The following is a 20084-nucleotide window of genomic DNA, read 5'->3' on the forward strand; positions in this document are numbered from 1 at the left end:
GTCGCGGCCGGATACGCGTCGCGCTCGCACAGCGAGCGGCGGGCATCCGGCCGGGGGTCGGACAGGAGACGTCTTATAAAACAACCAGCGCGCTTACAGCGCCGGCAATACCATCGCGTGAGCCGCTTCGTTCTGGCGCACACGGAATGCAGCGAGCTTGTCCGCGTATTCGGCGCTGGTGCCGGAGAGCAGGGACACCGCGAACAGCGCCGCGTTCGCGGCACCCGCCTCGCCAATCGCAAACGTCGCGACCGGCACACCCTTGGGCATCTGCACGATCGAATGCAGCGAATCGACGCCCTTCAGATACTTGCTCGCGACCGGCACGCCAAGCACCGGCACCGTGGTCTTCGCGGCCAGCATGCCCGGCAGATGCGCGGCGCCGCCCGCACCCGCGATGATCGCGCGAATGCCGCGCTCGCGCGCGCTTTCAGCATAGGCGAACATTTCGTCGGGCATGCGGTGCGCGGACACGACCTTCGCTTCGTACGGCACGCCGAATTCCTGCAGAATCGCGACGGCGTTTTTCATCACTTCCCAGTCGGAACTGGAGCCCATCAATACGCCGACGACCGGCGCATCATGCGTATGGGCGGTTTGTGCTTCACTCATCTTACGGCTTCCTTGTTTCCCGGCGATGCGCGCCTGACACGGCGCGCGCGATCACATCAGTCGAGCTTGTGGCCGGTCAGGCGCTCGAGCGCTTCCTGGTACTTCTCGCCCGTTTTCGCGACCACGTCGTCCGGCAGCTTCGGCGCCGGCGGCTCTTTCTTCCACGGCTGGGTTTCGAGCCAGTCGCGCACGAACTGCTTGTCGAACGATGGCGGGTTCGTGCCGACCCGGTACTGGTCCGCCGGCCAGAAGCGCGACGAATCGGCGGTCAGCGCCTCGTCCATCAGGTACAGCTTGCCGTGGTTGTCCAGACCGAATTCGAACTTCGTGTCCGCAATGATGATGCCGCGCGTGGCCGCGTAATCAGCGGCTTCCTTATACAGACGGATCGAAATGTCGCGGATCGTGGCCGACAGTTCGGTGCCGATGCGGCGCTCCATCTCGTCGTAGGTGATGTTTTCGTCGTGGTGGCCCATCTCGGCCTTGGCGGCCGGCGTGAAGATCGGCTCGGGCAGCTTCTGCGCATTCTGCAGGCCCGGCGGCAGTTGCACGCCGCAGACCGAACCGGTGGCCTGGTAATCTTTCCAGCCGCTGCCGGCCAGATAGCCGCGCACCACCGCTTCGACGAGGATCGGCTCGAGACGCTTGACGACCACCGCGCGCCCCTTGACCTGCTCGACTTCGTCCGGCGCGACCACCGACTCCGGCGCGACGCCCGTCAGGTGGTTCGGCACCACGTGCTTCAGTTTCTCGAACCAGAAGTTCGCCATCGCGTTGAGCACGCGACCCTTGTTCGGAATCGGCTCGCCCATGATCACGTCGAACGCCGACAGACGGTCGGTCGTGACGATCAGCAACTGGTCGTTGCCCACGGCATAGTTGTCGCGGACTTTGCCGCGGCCGAGCAGCGGCAGCGAGCGGAGCGTGGATTCGTAGAGGGTAGACATCGTCGTGGTTCGCTAAAGTGGTGCAAAAAATGTGACCGGAACAAAAGGGAAACGCCGTTCCCCCGATGATGCGGGAACGGCGATCGGACGACAACCTGGCCGAACGGCCAGGCGCGGAGCCAAAACTACAGCTTAACGGACGACTTGCGCGAGCTCGCCCGACTTGTACTTCTGCGCAATTTTATCAAGCGAAACCGGCTTGATCTTGCCAGCCTGGCCTTCGCAGCCGAATTGCATGTAACGGTCGATACAGATCTTCATCGCCGCTTCGCGCGCCGGCTTCAGGTAATCGCGCGGATCGAACTTGCCCGGGTTGGTCGCCATGTAGCGACGGATCGCGCCCGTGATCGCCAGACGCAGGTCGGTATCGATGTTGACCTTGCGCACGCCGTGACGGATGCCTTCCTGGATTTCTTCGACCGGCACGCCGTAGGTTTCCTTCATGTCGCCGCCGAATTCGCGGATTTCCGCGAGCAGCTCCTGCGGCACCGACGACGAGCCGTGCATCACGAGGTGCGTGTTCGGAATGCGCTGATGGATTTCCTTGATGCGCTGGATCGAGAGAATATCTCCCGTCGGCTTCTTGCTGAACTTGTAGGCGCCGTGCGAGGTGCCGATCGCGATGGCCAGCGCGTCGCACTGGGTCAGCTTGACGAAGTCGGCGGCCTGCTCCGGATCGGTCAGCAGTTGTTCACGCGTCATCGTGCCTTCGGCGCCGTGGCCGTCTTCCTTGTCGCCCTTCATCGTTTCGAGCGAACCGAGCACGCCCAGCTCCGCTTCCACGGTGACGCCGATCGAGTGCGCCGCCTCGACGACCTTGCGCGACACTTCGACGTTGTACTCGTACGATGCGACCGTCTTGCCGTCGGCTTCGAGCGAACCGTCCATCATCACGCTGGTGAAGCCGCTGCGAATCGCCGCCATGCACACCGCCGGCGACTGACCGTGGTCCTGGTGCATCACGACCGGAATGTGCGGATACGACTCGACCGCCGCTTCGATCAGATGACGCAGGAACGGCTCGCCCGCGTACTTACGCGCACCGGCCGACGCCTGCATGATGACTGGGGCGTTCACCTTGTCGGCCGCGGCCATGATCGCCTGCACCTGCTCCAGGTTGTTCACGTTGAATGCCGGAAGGCCATAGCCGTTTTCCGCAGCATGGTCCAGCAGTTGACGCATTGATACGAGAGGCATGCTGAAACTCCTTAGATTGAAACGAATTCTTTTGCCGTCGGCATCTTTTGCGGCGATTTTATCGCGAAGCAGGCGGCGTTCCCGCGATGACACCGGCGCTTTGGTGCGCCGTCGCACATGGACCGTACGGGTTTCGCCGCCCTGCTTCGCTCAATCGAGCCTGTGCCGATCGAGCAGTCCTGCCTGATCAGTACGGTTCACCGACCCGCACGATCTTCAACGTGTTGGTGCCGCCCGCCTGACCCATCGGCTCGCCGACCGTCAGCACGACCATGTCGCCGTGCGACGCGTAGCCCTTGCCGACCACCGTTTCGAGCGCCTGCTGCAGCGCCGTGTCGCGGTCGGTGTTGGTGTCCAGATGCAGCGAAGTCACGTTGCGATACAGCGCCATCGCCCGTTCGCTGCCGACGCGCGGCGTCAGCGCGAAGATCGGCACGTGGGTCCAGTGACGCGACATCCACAGCGCGGTCGAGCCCGATTCGGTCAGCGCGACGATGGCCTTGGCGCCCAGGTGATAGGCGGTGAACAGCGCGCCCATCGCGATCGACTGGTCGATCCGCGTGAACGTGCGGTCGAGGAAGTCCTTGTCGAGCTCCGACTGCTCGGACTTTTCCGCTTCGACGCAAATCGCGGCCATCGTCTCGATGGTCTGCACCGGGTACTTGCCCGCCGCCGATTCCGCCGACAGCATCACCGCGTCCGTGCCGTCGAGCACCGCGTTGGCGACGTCCGACACTTCCGCGCGGGTCGGCACCGGCGCGTGGATCATCGACTCCATCATCTGCGTCGCGGTGATCACGAACTTGTTCGATTCGCGCGCCATCCGGATCATGCGCTTTTGCAGCGCCGGCACCGCGGCATTGCCCACTTCCACGGCCAGATCGCCACGCGCGACCATGATGCCGTCCGACGCGTCGAGGATGCCTTGCAGCGCCGGAATCGCTTCCGCGCGCTCGATCTTCGCGATCATCTTCGGCTTGATGCCGTACGGCGCGCCGGCGATGTTCGCGAGCTGGCGGGCCATTTCCATGTCGGTCGCGTTTTTCGGGAACGACACCGCGACGAAATCGACGCCGAGCGACATCGCCGTGCGAATGTCCTCCATGTCTTTCGCGGTCAGCGCGGGCGCCGACAGACCGCCGCCCTGGCGGTTGATGCCCTTGTTGTTCGACAGCTCGCCGCCGATCTTCACGACCGTGTGGATCTCGTTGCCGATCAGGCGCTGCACGTTCAGCACGATCAGGCCGTCGTTGAGCAGCAGTACGTCGCCCGGCTTCAGGTCGCGCGGCAGATCCTTGTAGTCGAGGCCGACGCGCTCGTCGTTGCCGAGCTCGCAGTCGGCATCGAGGACGAACGGATTGCCGGTGACGAGCGTCGTGCGGCCGTTCTCGAATTTGCCGACGCGGATTTTCGGGCCTTGCAGGTCAGCCATGATGGCGACTTCGCGGCCGGCCTGGCGGGCCGCCTCGCGCACGAATTCGGCGCGCTGGCGATGGTCGTCCGCGGTGCCGTGTGAGAAATTGAGCCGCACCACGTCCAATCCCGCCTGAATCATTTGCAGCAGGATTTCCGGCGTGCTGGAAGCCGGACCGATAGTAGCGACAATCTTGGTGGCGCGATGCATGAGTCTCCTCGTCTGGATAGGATCGCTGGTAAGAGCGCTGCGGGGCTGCTGCGGAGTTCGCGCATCGAAAGATGCTGCCTGGGGTCGCGCGCCGGTTGTGGCCGGTGTCGCTTTGTGGAGTGATGCGGTATTCGAGAGCGGCGCCTCGCGCGCCGGAGATTTGCTGTCCTGCTTGCCGGAAGGCTGTTCCGGCTGGGCCGAATCGTGTTGAGCACCTTCGACCTGTGCCGTTGGGGGCTGCTCCGCGTCGCCGGTCGGAGCATGCGCTGCAACCGGTCCCGCGGGCGCTCCGGCGGCTAGCGCCGGTTCGGTGGCCGCGGGCGCTATCGGCGCTTCGGCAGCCACGTCCTGTCCGGCCGCTGCCGACGCAGCGGCCGCGCGTGTCGCGCGCTCCCCTGCCGGCGTTGCCGCGTTACCGCGCTGCGCTTTCACGCCACGCGCCTTGGTCGACTTCGCCGCTGGGGAGCGCGTCGCCACGTTAAGCCCGCGATTCCAGAACTTCTACCGCCGGCAGCTTCTTGCCCTCGAGGAACTCGAGGAATGCGCCGCCGCCCGTGGAAATGTAGCTCACCTGGTCGTGGATGCCGTACTTGGCGATTGCCGCGAGCGTATCGCCGCCGCCTGCGATCGAGAACGCCGCCGAGCGCGCGATCGCGTCCGCGAGCGTCTTCGTGCCGTTGCCGAACTGGTCGAACTCGAACACGCCGACCGGGCCGTTCCACACGATCGTGCCGGCCTTCTCGAGTTGCGCGGCGAGCACCTTGGCCGTTTCCGGGCCGATGTCGAGGATCATGTCGTCGTCCTGCACATCGGCGACGGCCTTTACTTCTGCCTTCGCGCTCGGCGAGAACTCCTTGGCCGTGACGACGTCGGTCGGGATCGGCACCGAGGCGCCGCGGGCCTTGGCCGCGTCGATGATCGCCTTCGCTTCGACGACCAGATCGGCTTCGGCGAGCGACTTGCCGATCTTCAGGCCGGCCGCGAGCATGAACGTATTGGCGATGCCGCCGCCGACGATCAGCTGGTCGACCTTCTCCGCGAGCGACTTCAGGATGGTCAGCTTGGTCGACACCTTGGAGCCCGCGACGATCGCCACGAGCGGACGCTTCGGTGCGCCGAGCGCCTTGCCGAGCGCTTCGAGCTCAGCGGCGAGCAGCGGACCCGCGCAGGCAACCGGCGCGTACTTCGCGATGCCGTGTGTAGTCGCTTCGGCGCGGTGGGCGGTGCCGAACGCGTCGTTCACGTAGATATCGCAGAGCTTGGCCATTTTCTGCGCGAGCTCGTCGGAATCTTTCTTTTCGCCCTTGTTGACGCGGCAGTTTTCGAGCAGCACGACCGAGCCCGGCGCGACGTTCACGCCGTTTTCGACCCAATTCGCGACGAGCGGCACGTCGCGGCCGAGCAGCTCCGCGAGACGCTTCGCCACCGGTGCGAGCGAATCTTCCGGCTTGAAGTCGCCTTCGGTCGGACGGCCGAGGTGCGAGGTGACCATCACCGCGGCGCCGGCGTCGAGCGCGGCCTTGATGGCCGGCACGGAAGCGCGGATGCGGGTGTCTTCGGTGATGTTGCCTTGATCGTCCTGCGGCACGTTCAGATCGGCGCGGATGAACACGCGTTTGCCGGACAGCTTGCCTTCGGCGATCAGGTCGGAGAGACGCAATACCTTGTTCATGGGCTTGAGTATGCGAGTTGATGAGAAGGCGGTGACGGTCAGCGCGCGGGGACGAGGCGCAGCGAACTCCAGCGCTTCGGCCCAACGGCTCCGCGGGATCGGGCGCCGGCGGCCGGCCGCGGCACCAGGCGCCTTGCCGCGGCGCGCTCAACCCGGAAAAGGCATTTTAACTGATCCCAACGGCCTTCTGATCCGCGACACAGCGAATGTCGCGGATTTGATCGCAAGGCCGCGGATGCCGCGGCGTAGCATTCATCGCCGCACCCCGGGCCCGGCCCTCACAGGAAGACGCGCATCAGCGTGAATACGACCATTCCGGTCACGATCGTGCCGAGCATGGTGCGCCGCCACAAAAACCAGCCGAGGCCGGCGAGCGTCGCGTAAAGCTCATGGTTGGAAGGCGCGAACGACAGCCCATCGGACGTCGTCAGCACGTCGGGCACCACCACCGCGGCGAGCGCGGCGGCCGGCGCGTAGCGCAGCATCTTCTGCACGCGCGCCGGCAGTACCGTGCGCTCGCCGCCGATCAGGAACATCGCGCGCGTGAGCGCGGTGACGAAGGTCATGCCGAAAATGGCGAGCCAGATTTGCGTGGTGGTCATCGGGAGTCTCCGGCGCGATCGTTCACGCCACGAATGCGGCGCAGGTCGGCGCGCTCGATCATCAGGTCGGCCGCGCTGCCGGCCGCGATCGCCGCGATCACCGCGAGCAGCAACGCCAGCCGGTACGGCAGATCGAGCGCGAGCAGCGACACGATGCCGGCCACGCTGACCGCGACCAGCGTTGAGCGGGTGGCGATCGCCGACACCATCACCGGCAGCAGCGCGAGCGTGCCGGCCAGCGCGAGCCCCCAGTTGTCCGGAATCAGGCTCGCGAGCAGGATGCCGATGATCGACGACACCTGCCACGACAGCCAGCTCGATACCGCCATGCCCCAGAAGTATGCCTCCTTGCCCGGCACGTAGCCGGTCGGAAAGCTCTTCTTGACGAATAGCAGATAGATCACGTCGCCGTTGAAATAGCCCAGCACGATGCGCCGCCACATCGACAGATACGAGAAGTGCGGCGCGAGGCCGGCGCTGAAGATCACGAAGCGGGTGTTGACCATCGCCGCGGTCAGCAGCACGGTCCACACCGGCAGCTTCGCGGCGAGGAGCGGCAACACCGCCAGCTGCGACGATCCGGCGTAGCACAGCAGCGACGTCGTGAGCGCCTGGGGCAGCGTCAGCACGGACTTGCTCATCGCGATGCCGGTCACGAGGCCCCAGGAAAAAATCGCCATCAGCGTGGGGGCATAGGCGCGCGCGCCTTCACGAAAAGCGCGGCGATCGGTGTCGGACAGTCGAGCGAGCATCGGGCGAAGGGTGCGGGCGCAGGAAACGCCGTCAAGAAGGCCAGGTCGGCGCCAGCTTGCGAGACCACCCGCTGGCGCATCCGGATTTGATTTATGCGTGCGCTGGATTATAGCGTCCGGGGTGCGCCCAAATGCCCGTGGTGTGTGCAAAAGACGCTAAAATAGCGCTCCCGGCTATGTCCTGCGCTCATGGCCGCACCTCATAACGCACCTGCTGGAGAACCGTATGTCAATGGCCGACCGCGACGGCAAGATCTGGATGGATGGCAAGCTCATCGAGTGGCGTGATGCCAAAATCCACGTGCTCACCCATACGCTGCACTACGGCATGGGCGTGTTCGAGGGCGTGCGCGCTTACAAGACCGCCGACGGCGCCACCGCGATTTTCCGCCTGCAGGAGCACACCAAGCGCCTGCTGAACTCGGCGAAGATCTTCCAGATGGCCGTGCCGTTCGACCATGAAACGCTCGCCGCCGCGCAGCGCGAAGTGGTCCGCCAGAACAAGCTCGAGTCGTGCTATCTGCGCCCGATCATCTGGGTCGGCTCGGAAAAGCTCGGCGTGTCGGCCAAGGGCAACACGATTCACGTCGCGATCGCCGCGTGGCCGTGGGGCGCATACCTTGGCGAAGACGGCATCACCAAGGGCATCCGCGTAAAGACGTCGTCGTTCACGCGCCATCACGTGAACGTGTCGATGGTGCGCGCGAAGGCGTCGGGCTGGTACGTGAACTCGATCCTCGCGAACCAGGAAGCGATCGCCGACGGCTACGACGAAGCGCTGTTGCTCGACGTCGACGGCTACGTGTCGGAAGGCTCGGGCGAGAACTTCTTCCTCGTCAACAACGGCAAGCTGTACACGCCTGATCTGTCGTCGTGCCTCGACGGCATCACGCGCGACACCGTCATCACGCTCGCGCGCGACATGGGCCTGCAGGTGATCGAAAAGCGCATCACGCGCGACGAAGTCTATACCTGCGACGAAGCGTTCTTCACCGGCACGGCGGCCGAAGTCACGCCGATCCGCGAGCTCGACAACCGCACGATCGGCGCTGGCGCGCGCGGCCCGATCACCGAAAAGCTGCAGTCGGCTTTCTTCGACGTCGCGAACGGCAGAAGCGCGAAATACGCGCACTGGCTCACGAAGATCTGAGCGACGTTTCGAGATGCCCCGCGCAGCCCAACGGCGGCGCACCGCAAGCACCCCGCATACAACGAGAAACGAGAAAGTCTCATGAGCGAAATCAAGGAAATGCCGCTGGTCGAACTGTCGGCAAAAGATCTGCCGGCGTATTGTCCGAACCCGGCCATGCCGCGCTGGAGCGCGCATCCGCGCGTCTTCATCGACGTGTCGCACGGCGAAGCGCGTTGCCCGTATTGCAGCACGCGTTACAAGCTGCGCGACGGCGAAGTGATCAAGGGCCATTGATCCAACGCATCGAGCGGTTCTGAGCCAGCTTGCGCGGCACGAGGTGCGCGTTTTGAATCACGCGCTCGCCGCGCCGCAGGCTCGACCGCACGACCCGTGCGGCCGCACCGCCGCCGCGCCGCCATCGCGGCGCGTGTGGCCAAACGGCATCGCGCCGTGCGGCTTTCCGCTTTCCCCATTTACCTATCCGAGCGCCGCGCGCATCGCGCGCGCGGCGCTTGTTATCGACACCGGACACTCACTCTGATGCGTCGCGCGTTGGTTATCGCACCGAACTGGATCGGTGACGCATTGATGGCGCAGCCGCTGTTCGCGCGCCTCGTGAAATTGCATCCGCGCATCGTCATCGACGCGGTCGCGCCCAGCTGGGTCGCACCCGTGCTCGAACGCATGCCGGAAATCCGCGACGTCTACGCGACCGATCTCGCCCACGGCAAGCTGCAGATGCTGCGCCGCTGGCAGCTGTCGAGCGATCTGCGCGACGTCGGCTACGACGCGGCCTACGTGCTGCCGAATTCGTTCAAGTCGGCGCTGATTCCGTGGCTGGCGGGCATTCCGCTGCGCATCGGCTACACCGGCGAGAGTCGCTACGGCGTGCTGAACGTGCGTCACGCGAATCCGCGCAAGGACGCCCGCCCGCCGATGGTCGGCCACTACGCCGCCCTCGCCTACGCGCCAGCCGCCAAGGTCCCCGAAGATCTGCCGATGCCGCGCCTCGACACGGACCTGAACGAGGCCTCGCGCGTGTCGGCGCGCTTCAATCTCGATACGCGCGTGCCGCTGTTGGTGTTCTGCCCCGGCGCAGAATACGGTCCCGCGAAGCGCTGGCCGCCCGAGCACTTCGCGTCGCTCGCGCAGATGGTCGGCCAGTCGTTCCCGTACACGCAAATCGTCGCGCTCGGCTCGCCGAAAGACGCGCCGCTCGCGCAGGCGATCGCCGAGAAAGCGCCGAACGTGCGCAACCTGTGCGGCCAGACCGCACTCGGCGAGGCTTGCGCGCTGATCTCGCGGGCCAACGCGGTCGTCACCAACGACTCCGGACTGATGCACGTCGCCGCCGCGCTGCGCCGCCCGCTCGTGGCCGTCTACGGTTCGACCGATCCGCGCCACACCCCGCCCTTGTCCGAGCTCGCGAAGGTACAATGGCTTCATCTCGAATGCAGCCCCTGTTTTGAGCGCGAGTGCCCGCTCGGTCATCTGAACTGTCTGAAGCAGCTGAGCGCCGAGCAGGTTTTCGGCGATTTGCGCGGCATGCTGCTCGCGCAGCGCTGAGCCGACTGGTACTTGCACGCAACACCGCACGCCCCGAGCGCGTCGCGTCATGTTCGCGCCTTGCGGCACGGGCAAGCTGACGCCGGGGGCGATGGTCCGGCGCTCTGGACCGTCCCGCTACCGCTGCCCCGCAACCGCGCGCCGCGCACAAGAGACTGACAAGCCATGCCACGTTTTGCCCACATCTTCGAAGCCGCCGCCGATACCCTGAGCGCCTACTATCAGGCCGTCGCCGAGGTCAATATCGACAGCTTGATGGGCTTGTGGATCGACGAGGAGTTCGTCAGTTGCATCTGCGCGGACGGCTCGCATCTGCACGGCCTCGAGAGCATCCGCAATGGCTTGCAGGTCCAGCTCGAAGCGCTGCCGGTGTCGATCGAGCCGCTCGACATCCGCGTCTACGACAGCCTCGGCACCGTCGTCTATGCGATTGCCGAAGCACATCGTCCGGCCGACCCGACCGCCACGCCCGCGATGGTCTTCACCACCTACGTGATGGTCCATGAACGCGGCGAATGGCGCATTGCGCATATTCACGCAAGCCCGATGCCGAACGAGACCGCCAGCCAGTTCGCAACGAAGATGCGGCATGGCCAGGGCCCGCTGCACTGACGCGCGGCACCACGACAGATTCAGAATCACGTTTTCTCGCTTTTCCGCCGGTATGAGTTCGACGCCACATAAACCCGCTTCCTCCGGTACGGCCCCCGCCAAGGTGGCGGCCGCCGTCGAGGCGGCCGTCGAGCTGCTGTACCGCGCGCCGCTCTGGCTGCCGAACCGGCATGTGCAGACGATCGTCCCGTCGCTGTTCGCGCGCCGCCCCGCGGTATCGTTTCGCCGTGAGCGCTGGGACACCCCGGACGGCGATTTCATCGATCTCGACTGGGTCGCGCACGATACTCCGCCCACCGACACCGCGCCGCTCTTCGTGCTGTTTCACGGCCTGGAAGGCAGTTCGTCGTCGCACTACGCGGTCGCGCTGATGGCCGCCGCGCGCGAATACGGCTGGCACGGCGTGGTGCCGCACTTTCGCAGTTGCAGCGGCCCGCTGAACCGGCTGCCGCGCTTCTACCATCTCGCCGACAGCAACGAGGTCGACTGGATACTGCGCCGCCTGCGCGCCGCGCATCGCGGGCCGGTGGTCGCGGCGGGCGTGTCGCTCGGCGGCAACGTGCTGCTGCGCTGGCTCGGTGAGCGGCAGGCCGATGCGGCGCGGGTGGTAGCCGCCGCTGCCGCGATTTCGACACCGATCGACGTCCATGCGGGCGGCCGTGCGCTGTCGCAGGGCTTCGGCCTCGTCTACACGCGCAGCTTCCTGAAGACGCTGAAGCACAAGGCCAACCAGAAGCTCGAGCAGTTCCCAGGCCTGTTCGATCGCGACGCGATGCTCGCGAGCCGCACGATGTACGAGTTCGACAACGTCGTGACCGCGCCGCTGCACGGCTTTCGCGATACCGACGACTACTGGAGCACCGCAACCACCCGCCCGCTGCTGCCGCACATTCAGGTGCCGACGCTCGTGCTCAACGCGCGCAACGACCCGTTCCTGCCGGCCGAAGCGCTGCCGTCGCGGCACGAGGTGTCGGCGGCGGTCGAGCTTTATCAGCCTGAGCACGGCGGCCACGCGGGCTTCATGACCGGGCCGTTCCCGGGCCGCATCGACTGGCTGTCGCGGCGCGTGTTCGGCTATCTGGAGCGACACGTCGATCATGGATGACATCGTCAAACAGGCGCTCGCCAAATGGCCGAACGTGCCGAGCTGCACCGGCTGGCTGATGCTCGACCGGCGCGGCAACTGGCGCATGCGCGACGAAGCGGCCCAGGCGAGCGGCGCGCCCGGCGTGCCGATCCGGCATGAGGCGCTGCTTGGCTTCATCAACCGGAACTACGAGGCCGATGAGCGCGGACAGTGGTTTTTTCAGAACGGACCACAGCGCGTGTATGTCGAGCTGGCTTATACGCCGTGGGTGGTCAGATTGTCCGCGCACGCGGATGGAACGCTCGCGCTGCACGACCAGGGCGGCGGCGCGTTCGAGCCGGCGGCGGTGTTCGCGGATGAAGACGGCGGCATTCTGTTTGCCGATCGCTCGCAGCCAGCACGTATCGCGGTGCTGCACGACCACGACCTCGAGCTCTTCTCCGATCACGCGACGCTCGCCGACGATGGCTCATTGAGCGGTGCGTTCCACTGGAGTGTTCAGCGCACCTTGCCGCTGCAAAGCGTGCGACGCGATCAGGTGGCCGCGCGCTTTGGCTTCGTTGCGAGCCCGGCGGCGCAGGTCTGACGCGCGCAGCGGCGCGCGTTCACGTCCACCTTACCCTTTCTCGTCGAGCCGCTCCTGCTTGTATCGGCTCTCCATCTCGTGCACGCGCGCCCGAGACGAACGTCGCGCGCGCGTTCGCGAGCGAGGCCGCCGCGTCGTCGTAGCGCTCGAGCAGCATCTGCCCGTAAGCGATGCCGTACCAGTTCGCCGCGACGTTCAGCGCGGTGCGGTCCTCGATTTCCGAGCGCAATCGCGAAATCTCGTCCGCGTATTCGCTGCGCGACTGGTCCTGCAACAGACGCGAGCGCGCCCGCACGAAGCCGTACTCGGGGTCCTGATGCGGCTGCCGCTGCCGCGAGCTTGACGGCGACCGAATTGAGATAGTCGCGCACGAGCCAGTCGTCGAGATAGTCGGGGTCGCGGCGTATCTCACGCATCACGCGCTCGCCGAGCTTGCGTTCGGCCTGTGGACTCAGCGAGCCGGCGCCGCCGCTGCCGAGATCGGGCAACTTCTGCGCGACGATCGGCGCGCGCCAGTCGTTGCTGCCGGTTTTGCCGCCAGTGCCACCGCTACCGCCGCCATTGGAAAAGCGGCTCTGCGCGCCGCCGTAGGTGCCGAACACGCCGCGCGCGATGTCGGGCGGCAGGATCGGATCGGCATGCGCGTCGCTCGGGCCGCTCACGAGCGGCGCCTCGACGATGACGTTCCCGGCACGGTGGCCGCCCCGCCCGTCGATTGCGCGAGCGCGCCCGGCGGCATCGCGATGCGCGATGGATAGCGACGCAGCGAGGAATCGTTTTGGATGCAACGCGAAGCCGGTCTGACGAAGTCGAAAACGCCGCGCGTGGCCCGGACTAAGATAACGGGCAAGGGCGTCGCAGGACGCGTACGAGGCAAAACTCAGCGCACGACACAGCGCAAGTGGAATCAGTCGCCGCGACGATTCGAGGCCGCGCCGCACTGCTATGATAGGCGCCCTCTGAAGGAGTCAACCATGCCTGAACTCACTCATTTCGATGCGGCCGGTGACGCGCATATGGTGGACGTCGGCGGCAAGCAGGAGACGAGGCGCATCGCGATCGCGCGTGGCTCGATCCGCATGCTGCCCGACACGTTCGCGCTGATCCGCGACGGCAACGCCAAAAAGGGCGACGTGATCGGCGTCGCGCGGATCGCGGCGATCCAGGCCTCGAAGCGCACCGCCGATCTGATTCCGCTCTGTCATCCGCTCGCGCTGACACGCGTGAAGGCCGATTTCGAACTCGACGAGCAGATGCCCGGCGTGCATTGCACGGTCCAGGTCGAGACGTTTGGACGCACGGGCGTCGAAATGGAGGCGCTTACCGCCGTGCAGATCGGGCTGCTGACCGTGTACGACATGTGCAAGGCGGTGGATCGCGGGATGACGATCACCGATGTGAAGGTGATGGAAAAGCACGGCGGGAAATCGGGGGATTGGGTGGCGCAAGCTTGACGTGCGATTCGACAACTATCCGGATAGCAACATGACCATCGACGAACTGCTCGAGCAGCTACTGGCGTTTCGCGACGCGCGCGACTGGCGACAGTTTCACACGCTGCGCAACCTAATCGTCGCCACCGGCATCGAAGCCGGCGAGCTGTTGGAGACGATTCAGTGGAAGACCGATGCGCAGATCGACGCGCTGCTTGGCGATCCCGCGCAATCGACGAACCTCAGGCACGAGTGCGCCGACGTGTTCATGTATCTGCTGCTGGTCGCCCATACCGCCGGCTTCGATCTCGTCGACGCGGCAGCGGAAAAACTGAAGCTGAACGAAGCGCGCTACCCCATCGACAAGGCGAAAGGCACGGCCGCGAAGTATTCCGAGCTTTGAACTTTGAAGGGAGGAAGCCGCGGCGCCAGCACGCCCAAGCTTCCGCGGTCCGATCAATCGTCGTCACTGTCGTCATCCGGCGTCGCATCGGCCGCCGGTGTGCCGTAGCGCTTCACCAACTGCTGCTTGAAGCCCGCGAGCGACTTCTGCTCGTCGACGAGCTGGTAGAGATAGCCGAGCTGCGCCGGCCAGTCTTTCAATTCCTCGGCGAAGATCCGCAAGCGTTCGACCGTATCGAGCGCCGCCGCGGTATCGCCGGTCAGCGCCTGCAGCACCGCGTAGCGACGCAGCACCGTCTCGCCCGGCAACAGCGCGATCGCCTGCTTGTGCATCGCGAGCTTGCGCTGCAGGTTCAGCGGATTCATCGGCTGCAGCGTCGCGAGACCGTATTCGCCCCACGCGCCGAACATGAACGACGGATCGGCGCCGTACTGCTCGGCCGGACGCGCGCCGTAGTAGAGCACCTCGGCACGCGCATAGTCGCGATACACCGGATACAGCGCGGCGAGTCCGCCGAACACCACCACCGCGAACGCGCCGAGCGACAGATTCGCCGGCACCGCGCGCAACGGCCGCGTTTCGAGCAGGCCGAACACGAACATCGCGGGCAACAGGAAGAACATGTACTGCTGCGGATACTCGACGAGCGCATGCATCGTCAGCACGCCGATCAGCGCGATGCCGAACACGCGCGCGGCGCTTTGCGGCGCACGCACGACGCGCACGAGCCACGCGACGAGACCCACGAGCACGATCGCGAGACCGATCAGACCGGTTTTCGCGAGCAGGTCGACGAAAATGTCGTGCGAGTTGTTGGCGATTTCGACGCCGCCCAGCTGCTTGACGAGCTCGAACTGATGGCTCGGAAATTCGCCCCAGCCGACGCCGAGCAGCGGATGCTGCTTGAACATCGTCCAGCCGTATTTCCACAGCGCGAGGCGCGGCGCTATCTGGCCGGCATCCTGGAAGCGTTCGGCCGCCGACTGCGCGAGTTCGAGGTGAAAGCGCACGTTGGCCCAGCGGATCAGCGCATTGACCACGAAAAACAGCACCGCGAGCGCGATCGGCACCAGCCATTCACGGTTGCTACGGCGCAATTGCGGTTCGTTGCGAGTCTGCGCGAAGGCCATCCAGAAGCCGGCGACGACGATCACGCCCATCTGCAGCCATGGACCCCGCGACACGGTCAGCGCGAGGCCGACCGAGAAAATCGTCGAGACGAGCAGCCAGATGGGCACCGCGATGCGCCGCGTCTGCACGAGATACAGCGCGCCCGCCATCGCGAACGCGATATACGTCGCGAGGTGGTTCGCCTGCGCCATGTTGCCGAACGGCCGGCGCTCGACGGTTATGTTGTACGCGACGACGAGCGGAGCCACGCGCGCCTCGAGGTGAAACAGCTGGATCACCTGACTGAACACCGCGAACAGACCGCCGACGATCAACGCCCCCGCCGCCCAGCGCAACGCGGTCTCGTCGAGCTTCACGCGCGTGAAGCCGTAGCCCACATGCACGGCCATCCACGCAGCGAGCAGGAAGCCCGCGCCGAGCCAGTTCATCGATGGCTCCGCGACCGGCAGCACCAGCGTCTGCACGACCAGCACGAGGCCGAACAGCAAGGGTACGAGCGCGACCGTGGGCGACGCGAAGCTCACGCGCGGCCGGGTGGTCGCGACCAGCAGCACGACGGCCGCCCCGGTCAGCAGAAACAGCGCGAGCGAGGTGAGTTCGGCGTAGAAGGTTGGGATCGGATACGTATGGTTGGCAACCGCGTAGGGCAGGATCAACGCAAGAGCCAGCAGTACGAGAGACAGGTAGCGTGCGAAAGGGGTGGGCATCGAATCAACAGTGGGCGTCAGCAACCGGCGCACTATACAAAAATTTCGTTGCACTGTGCGCCGGTCCGGCCGAAATAGGCTGAAAATCAGCCCTTTACGTCGTGGCTTCGACTCATCCAGTCAGCGCTCGGCTGCTGTCTCGCTCACTCACTCATTTGCCCCTTATGAACGGCATTCGGGCGGCGCCAGATTCGCGGCGAGCGTCGGCGCCTCGCTTGGCATCGGCCCCGAACCCGGCGCCGGCAACGACGACGCGCTCTTGCCGCTCGCAAAGCATTCCCACGTCAGCGCGCCGGTCTGCACCGCGTCCTTGCTCAACGCGACTCGCGCGCTCGGCGCATCTACGTTGTCCGGGACCGACGGCACCAGCGTCATGGTGTTTGCGCCGGCCTGCGCGACACGCGTCGAGTACGTGATCGTGATCTGACCAGTGTCGTCGTCGATCTGGATGGACTCGACGTTGCGCGTGGCGGGCGGCGACGCATAACCGCCGCTGAACGCGTTGCCGCTCGCGGCGTTTTCGGCCACCGCGAGCCGCGCCGACGCCGCGAGCGACAAGCCCTCGCCGACCCGGCTGCGCGCCAGATAGTCCTGATACGCGGGAATCGCGTAGGCCGCGATCACGCCGACGATCGCGAGCACGATCATCAACTCGATCAGCGTGAAGCCGACGCCGCAGCGGCGGCAGATGCGCGCGAACCAGTTCGCGCGCCAGCGTGCGCGGCGCGACCTACGCGGGGATTGCGTCGATTGAGAGTAAGGGGAATATGGCAGGGTAACGATCATCGGCAGACTCCTGATACGAGAAACGCCTGGCCCGTGGATCGGGAACAGGCGTTTCAATCGTAGCGAGCGAAGCTTGCGCGTCACAGTCAGCCGGATGGCCAGGCTTGCATTCGGACGGCATCACGAATCAGGCAGCGATGCACCGTCAGCACCATGCTCACACCGCCGCACGTTTCGCGTTACGGCGCTTCAACAGATAACCGACGATCACGACGAACAGCGCGCCCGCGATGCTCATCCCGTATTCGGCGACTGGCGTGTCGAGGATCGGCCAGCGGTCGCCGGCCGGGTCGTTGACCATCAGACCACCCGCGATCCAGCCGAGCAGGCCCGCGCCGAACAGTACGATGCCCGGAAAGCGATCGAGCAGCTTCAGAATCAGCTGGCTGCCCCACACGATCAGCGGAATGCTCACGACGAGGCCAAAGATCACCAAAGCCAACCGGTGCTCGTGCTCCGCGGCTTCGGCCGCGCCCGCGATCGCGATCACGTTGTCGACGCTCATCACCGCATCCGCGATGATGATCGTCTTCACCGCCGAGATCAGCTTGTCGGCCGGCTTCACGTTGTCGTGAGCGTCGTGCGCCGGCGCGAGCAGGCGCACGCCGATCCACAGCAGCAGCAAGCCGCCCGCGAACTTCAGGAACGGCACGTCGAGCAGCACGACCGCGAACGCGATCAGCACGACGCGCAGCGCGATCGCGCCGGCGGTCCCCCACACGATCCCACGCATGCGCTGCGACTGCGGCAGGTTGCGGCAGGCGAGCGCAATCACGACCGCGTTGTCGCCGCCGAGCAGAACGTCGATGACGATGATCTGAAAGACCGAGCCCCAATGGAGGGTCGTGAAGAATTCGAGCATGGAAAAAAGCATAAGAAAAAATCGACCGCGCGGACAGAACCGCGGCGCAAGCGCGGACAAAAAAAAAGCGGGGGAGTCTGCACTCCCCCGCTTTTCGGGACCGCCCGCTCACGAAAGGAGTTCGTAAGCGTAACAAAATCGCGCGCCAACGGCACGCGAATTCGATTTACAGCATCGCCTTCAGAAGACGCGCCATTTCCGACGGGTTCTTCGTGACCTTGATACCGCACGCGTCCATGATTTCCAGCTTCGCTTCGGCGGTGTCCGCACCGCCCGAGATCAGCGCGCCGGCGTGGCCCATGCGCTTGCCCGGAGGCGCCGTGACGCCAGCGATGAAGCCAACCACCGGCTTCTTCATGTTGTCCTTGATCCACTCAGCAGCGTTCGCTTCGTCCGGACCGCCGATTTCGCCGATCATGATGACGGCGTCCGTATCCGGATCGTCGTTGAACATCTTCATCACGTCGATGTGCTTCAGACCGTTGATGGGGTCGCCGCCGATGCCGACTGCCGACGACTGGCCGAGGCCGATCGCGGTCAGCTGGCCGACTGCTTCGTACGTCAGCGTGCCCGAACGCGACACGACGCCGATGCGGCCCTTGCGATGGATGTGACCCGGCATGATGCCGATCTTCAGCTCGTCCGGCGTGATCGTGCCCGGGCAGTTCGGTCCGAGCAGCAGCGTCTTGCGGTTTTCGCGACGCATACGGTCCTTGATCTCGATCATGTCGCGGACGGGAATGCCTTCCGTGATACAGATTGCGAGATCCAGGTCGGCTTCGACTGCTTCCCAGATTGCGGCGGCAGCGCCTGCCGGCGGAACGTAAATCACCGACACGGTCGCGCCCGTTTCAGCCTTGGCTTCAGCGACGCTCGCGTAGATGGGGATGCCTTCGAAATCTTCGCCGGCGCGCTTCGGGTTCACGCCCGCGACGTACGCTTCGCGGCCGTTTGCGTATTCACGGCAAGCACGCGTGTGGAACTGACCGGTCTTGCCGGTGATGCCCTGCGTGATGACCTTGGTGTCTTTGTTGATCAGAATCGACATGTATTGACCTCTGTTCGTTTGGCGTCGCGCGGTAGCGCCACTCGGCGCGATGCTTCACGCCTGTGTCGCTCGCGCGCCGCCACTCGTAAACCTGGCAAATGAGCTGGTAAATGCGCCGTGGACAGCTGGCTTACGCCTTGCCCGAAGCAGCCGCGACGACCTTCTGAGCCGCCTCTTCCATGCTGTCCGCCGAGATGATCGGCAGGCCGGATTCGGCGAGCATCTTCTTGCCCAGGTCTTCGTTCGTGCCCTTCATGCGGACCACGAGCGGCACCTTCAGCGACACGGCCTTCGACGCCGCGATCACGCCTTCCGCGATCACGTCGCAGCGCATGATGCCACCGAAGATGTTGACCAGAATCGCGGTCAGGTTCGGGTTCTTCAGCATGATCTTGAACGCTTCGGTGACCTTCTCGGTCGTAGCTCCTCCGCCGACGTCGAGGAAGTTCGCCGGTTCGCCGCCGAACAGCTTGATGGTGTCCATCGTTGCCATTGCGAGGCCGGCGCCGTTCACCAGACAGCCGATGTTGCCGTCGAGCGAGATGTACGCGAGGTCGAACTTCGACGCTTCGATTTCAGCCGGATCTTCTTCGTCCAGATCGCGGTACGCGACGATTTCCGGGTGACGGAACAGCGCATTCGAGTCGAAGTTGAACTTCGCGTCGAGTGCGATGACCTTGCCGTCACCGGTCAGGATCAGCGGGTTGATTTCGGCGAGCGATGCGTCGGTTTCCCAGAATGCCTTGTACAGGCCTTGCAGGATCGCGCGAGCTTGCGGGATCGAAGCGTCGGGCACGCCGATCTTCTTCGCGAGGTCGTCTGCTTCCGAGTCCTTCAGGCCAGTCGACGGATCGACGGCAACCTTGTGGATCAGCTCAGGCGTCTTTTCCGCGACTTCTTCGACGTCCATGCCGCCTTCGCTCGACGCCATCACGACGATCTTCTGCGAAACGCGATCGATCACGAGACCGACATACAGTTCCTTCTTGATGTCGGCGCCTTCTTCGATCAGCAGGCGGTTCACCTTCTGGCCTTCCGGACCGGTCTGGTGCGTGACGAGCTGCATGCCGAGGATCTGGTTCGAGTACTCGCGAACCTGTTCCAGCGACTTGGCGACCTTGACGCCGCCGCCCTTGCCACGGCCACCCGCGTGGATCTGAGCCTTCACGACCCACACCGGGCCGCCCAGCTCTTCCGCGGCCTTGACCGCATCATCCACCGAGAAGACCGGCTTGCCGCGCGGTACCGCGACACCGAATTTCCGCAGGATTTCCTTACCCTGGTACTCGTGAATCTTCATGCGTGATTCCCTTCAGTCTGAGAGT

General features: G+C 65.1%; 21 protein-coding genes and 1 pseudogene. 9 read left to right on the forward strand and 13 right to left on the reverse strand.

Going from position 1 to position 20084, the window contains the following annotated elements; translation table 11 throughout:
- Nucleotides 1–93: 93 nt before the first annotated feature.
- The 7 genes from purE to OKW26_RS30715 form a co-directional block, all read right to left on the reverse strand.
- Complete coding sequence (purE, locus tag OKW26_RS30685; protein WP_018421699.1) at nucleotides 94–612, reverse strand: 5-(carboxyamino)imidazole ribonucleotide mutase; 519 nt, start codon at nucleotides 610–612, stop codon at nucleotides 94–96.
- Between the two features lie 56 nt (nucleotides 613–668).
- Nucleotides 669–1559, reverse strand: a complete 891-nt coding sequence (locus OKW26_RS30690; protein WP_429356100.1) for a phosphoribosylaminoimidazolesuccinocarboxamide synthase — start codon at nucleotides 1557–1559, stop codon at nucleotides 669–671.
- A 132-nt stretch (nucleotides 1560–1691) separates the two neighbouring features.
- On the reverse strand, nucleotides 1692–2756 hold the full coding sequence (gene fba, locus OKW26_RS30695; protein ID WP_184058328.1) for a class II fructose-bisphosphate aldolase: 1065 nt from the start codon (nucleotides 2754–2756) through the stop codon (nucleotides 1692–1694).
- A 187-nt stretch (nucleotides 2757–2943) separates the two neighbouring features.
- Nucleotides 2944–4380 (reverse strand): pyruvate kinase, encoded by a 1437-nt coding sequence (pyk, locus tag OKW26_RS30700; RefSeq protein ID WP_018421702.1) that lies wholly within the window; start codon nucleotides 4378–4380, stop codon nucleotides 2944–2946.
- 478 nt (nucleotides 4381–4858) lie between these two features.
- Nucleotides 4859–6052 (reverse strand): phosphoglycerate kinase, encoded by a 1194-nt coding sequence (locus tag OKW26_RS30705; RefSeq protein ID WP_429356101.1) that lies wholly within the window; start codon nucleotides 6050–6052, stop codon nucleotides 4859–4861.
- Nucleotides 6053–6330: 278 nt separating this feature from the next.
- Nucleotides 6331–6654: an AzlD domain-containing protein gene (locus OKW26_RS30710; protein WP_184058332.1), complete on the reverse strand. Its 324-nt coding sequence runs from the start codon at nucleotides 6652–6654 to the stop codon at nucleotides 6331–6333.
- A complete protein-coding gene (locus OKW26_RS30715) occupies nucleotides 6651–7406 on the reverse strand; it encodes an AzlC family ABC transporter permease (protein ID WP_429356102.1) in 756 nt (251 codons plus the stop codon). The genes OKW26_RS30710 and OKW26_RS30715 overlap by 4 nt, the downstream gene beginning before the upstream one ends.
- Before the next feature lie 226 nt (nucleotides 7407–7632).
- Between OKW26_RS30715 and OKW26_RS30720 the strand changes: the two genes are divergently transcribed.
- The 7 genes from OKW26_RS30720 (at nucleotide 7633) to OKW26_RS30750 (ending at nucleotide 12389) form a co-directional block, all read left to right on the forward strand.
- Nucleotides 7633–8556 carry a branched-chain amino acid transaminase gene (locus tag OKW26_RS30720; RefSeq protein WP_429356103.1) on the forward strand — a complete coding sequence of 308 codons (924 nt, stop codon included), beginning with the start codon at nucleotides 7633–7635 and terminating at the stop codon, nucleotides 8554–8556.
- 81 nt (nucleotides 8557–8637) lie between these two features.
- Nucleotides 8638–8832, forward strand: a complete 195-nt coding sequence (locus OKW26_RS30725) for a zinc-finger domain-containing protein (protein WP_008920434.1) — start codon at nucleotides 8638–8640, stop codon at nucleotides 8830–8832.
- A 52-nt stretch (nucleotides 8833–8884) separates the two neighbouring features.
- Nucleotides 8885–9079 (forward strand): hypothetical protein, encoded by a 195-nt coding sequence (locus OKW26_RS30730; RefSeq protein ID WP_429293882.1) that lies wholly within the window; start codon nucleotides 8885–8887, stop codon nucleotides 9077–9079.
- Entirely contained in the window at nucleotides 9079–10104 is a 1026-nt protein-coding gene (gene waaF / locus OKW26_RS30735) for a lipopolysaccharide heptosyltransferase II (RefSeq protein WP_184058338.1), read from the forward strand. Before OKW26_RS30730 ends, waaF begins: the two co-directional genes overlap by 1 nt.
- A gap of 165 nt (nucleotides 10105–10269) precedes the next feature.
- Entirely contained in the window at nucleotides 10270–10716 is a 447-nt protein-coding gene (locus tag OKW26_RS30740; RefSeq protein ID WP_184051410.1) for a nuclear transport factor 2 family protein, read from the forward strand.
- 52 nt (nucleotides 10717–10768) lie between these two features.
- Nucleotides 10769–11821, forward strand: coding sequence for a hydrolase (locus OKW26_RS30745; protein ID WP_429356104.1), 1053 nt, complete (start codon nucleotides 10769–10771; stop codon nucleotides 11819–11821).
- Nucleotides 11814–12389, forward strand: coding sequence for a DUF2946 family protein (locus OKW26_RS30750; protein ID WP_187609920.1), 576 nt, complete (start codon nucleotides 11814–11816; stop codon nucleotides 12387–12389). The genes OKW26_RS30745 and OKW26_RS30750 overlap by 8 nt, the downstream gene beginning before the upstream one ends.
- A gap of 67 nt (nucleotides 12390–12456) precedes the next feature.
- Here OKW26_RS30750 and OKW26_RS30755 read toward each other — a convergent pair.
- Nucleotides 12457–13177, reverse strand: a pseudogene (locus OKW26_RS30755) (hypothetical protein); the annotation flags it as partial.
- Nucleotides 13178–13363: 186 nt separating this feature from the next.
- Between OKW26_RS30755 and moaC the strand changes: the two are divergent.
- On the forward strand, nucleotides 13364–13843 hold the full coding sequence (gene moaC, locus OKW26_RS30760) for a cyclic pyranopterin monophosphate synthase MoaC (protein WP_184058346.1): 480 nt from the start codon (nucleotides 13364–13366) through the stop codon (nucleotides 13841–13843).
- A 31-nt stretch (nucleotides 13844–13874) separates the two neighbouring features.
- Nucleotides 13875–14225 carry a nucleotide pyrophosphohydrolase gene (locus OKW26_RS30765; protein WP_429356105.1) on the forward strand — a complete coding sequence of 117 codons (351 nt, stop codon included), beginning with the start codon at nucleotides 13875–13877 and terminating at the stop codon, nucleotides 14223–14225.
- A gap of 53 nt (nucleotides 14226–14278) precedes the next feature.
- On the opposite strand, the gene OKW26_RS30770 is transcribed toward OKW26_RS30765, so the two are convergent.
- The 5 genes from OKW26_RS30770 to sucC all read right to left on the reverse strand — a co-directional run bounded on the left by OKW26_RS30770 (nucleotide 14279) and on the right by sucC (nucleotide 20059).
- Nucleotides 14279–16063, reverse strand: a complete 1785-nt coding sequence (locus tag OKW26_RS30770) for a PglL family O-oligosaccharyltransferase (protein WP_429356106.1) — start codon at nucleotides 16061–16063, stop codon at nucleotides 14279–14281.
- Between the two features lie 162 nt (nucleotides 16064–16225).
- The gene (locus OKW26_RS30775; RefSeq protein WP_429356107.1) at nucleotides 16226–16849 is read right to left on the reverse strand and encodes a pilin; all 624 of its coding nucleotides are present in this window, start codon (nucleotides 16847–16849) and stop codon (nucleotides 16226–16228) included.
- A 157-nt stretch (nucleotides 16850–17006) separates the two neighbouring features.
- Complete coding sequence (locus OKW26_RS30780; RefSeq protein WP_026226026.1) at nucleotides 17007–17711, reverse strand: TerC family protein; 705 nt, start codon at nucleotides 17709–17711, stop codon at nucleotides 17007–17009.
- Between the two features lie 166 nt (nucleotides 17712–17877).
- Nucleotides 17878–18759: a succinate--CoA ligase subunit alpha gene (gene sucD / locus OKW26_RS30785; RefSeq protein WP_184058350.1), complete on the reverse strand. Its 882-nt coding sequence runs from the start codon at nucleotides 18757–18759 to the stop codon at nucleotides 17878–17880.
- Nucleotides 18760–18889: 130 nt separating this feature from the next.
- Nucleotides 18890–20059, reverse strand: a complete 1170-nt coding sequence (sucC, locus tag OKW26_RS30790) for an ADP-forming succinate--CoA ligase subunit beta (RefSeq protein WP_013090442.1) — start codon at nucleotides 20057–20059, stop codon at nucleotides 18890–18892.
- Nucleotides 20060–20084 lie beyond the last annotated feature (25 nt).

This window comes from Paraburkholderia sp. 32 (assembly GCF_050435345.1).
Taxonomy (GTDB): Bacteria; Pseudomonadota; Gammaproteobacteria; order Burkholderiales; family Burkholderiaceae; genus Paraburkholderia; species Paraburkholderia tuberum.

Coding starts and splice junctions, on each gene's coding strand:
- OKW26_RS30740 (WP_184051410.1), top strand. CDS start 10,270: ATGCCACGTTTTGCCCACATCTTCGAAGCCGCCGCCGATACCCTGAGC.
- OKW26_RS30720 (WP_429356103.1), top strand. CDS start 7,633: ATGTCAATGGCCGACCGCGACGGCAAGATCTGGATGGATGGCAAGCTC.
- purE (WP_018421699.1), bottom strand. CDS start 612: ATGAGTGAAGCACAAACCGCCCATACGCATGATGCGCCGGTCGTCGGC.
- sucC (WP_013090442.1), bottom strand. CDS start 20,059: ATGAAGATTCACGAGTACCAGGGTAAGGAAATCCTGCGGAAATTCGGT.
- OKW26_RS30725 (WP_008920434.1), top strand. CDS start 8,638: ATGAGCGAAATCAAGGAAATGCCGCTGGTCGAACTGTCGGCAAAAGAT.
- OKW26_RS30705 (WP_429356101.1), bottom strand. CDS start 6,052: ATGAACAAGGTATTGCGTCTCTCCGACCTGATCGCCGAAGGCAAGCTG.
- OKW26_RS30770 (WP_429356106.1), bottom strand. CDS start 16,063: ATGCCCACCCCTTTCGCACGCTACCTGTCTCTCGTACTGCTGGCTCTT.
- OKW26_RS30745 (WP_429356104.1), top strand. CDS start 10,769: ATGAGTTCGACGCCACATAAACCCGCTTCCTCCGGTACGGCCCCCGCC.
- OKW26_RS30765 (WP_429356105.1), top strand. CDS start 13,875: ATGACCATCGACGAACTGCTCGAGCAGCTACTGGCGTTTCGCGACGCG.
- OKW26_RS30750 (WP_187609920.1), top strand. CDS start 11,814: ATGGATGACATCGTCAAACAGGCGCTCGCCAAATGGCCGAACGTGCCG.
- OKW26_RS30715 (WP_429356102.1), bottom strand. CDS start 7,406: ATGCTCGCTCGACTGTCCGACACCGATCGCCGCGCTTTTCGTGAAGGC.
- OKW26_RS30710 (WP_184058332.1), bottom strand. CDS start 6,654: ATGACCACCACGCAAATCTGGCTCGCCATTTTCGGCATGACCTTCGTC.
- fba (WP_184058328.1), bottom strand. CDS start 2,756: ATGCCTCTCGTATCAATGCGTCAACTGCTGGACCATGCTGCGGAAAAC.
- pyk (WP_018421702.1), bottom strand. CDS start 4,380: ATGCATCGCGCCACCAAGATTGTCGCTACTATCGGTCCGGCTTCCAGC.
- OKW26_RS30775 (WP_429356107.1), bottom strand. CDS start 16,849: ATGATCGTTACCCTGCCATATTCCCCTTACTCTCAATCGACGCAATCC.
- OKW26_RS30690 (WP_429356100.1), bottom strand. CDS start 1,559: ATGTCTACCCTCTACGAATCCACGCTCCGCTCGCTGCCGCTGCTCGGC.
- sucD (WP_184058350.1), bottom strand. CDS start 18,759: ATGTCGATTCTGATCAACAAAGACACCAAGGTCATCACGCAGGGCATC.
- moaC (WP_184058346.1), top strand. CDS start 13,364: ATGCCTGAACTCACTCATTTCGATGCGGCCGGTGACGCGCATATGGTG.
- OKW26_RS30780 (WP_026226026.1), bottom strand. CDS start 17,711: ATGCTCGAATTCTTCACGACCCTCCATTGGGGCTCGGTCTTTCAGATC.
- waaF (WP_184058338.1), top strand. CDS start 9,079: ATGCGTCGCGCGTTGGTTATCGCACCGAACTGGATCGGTGACGCATTG.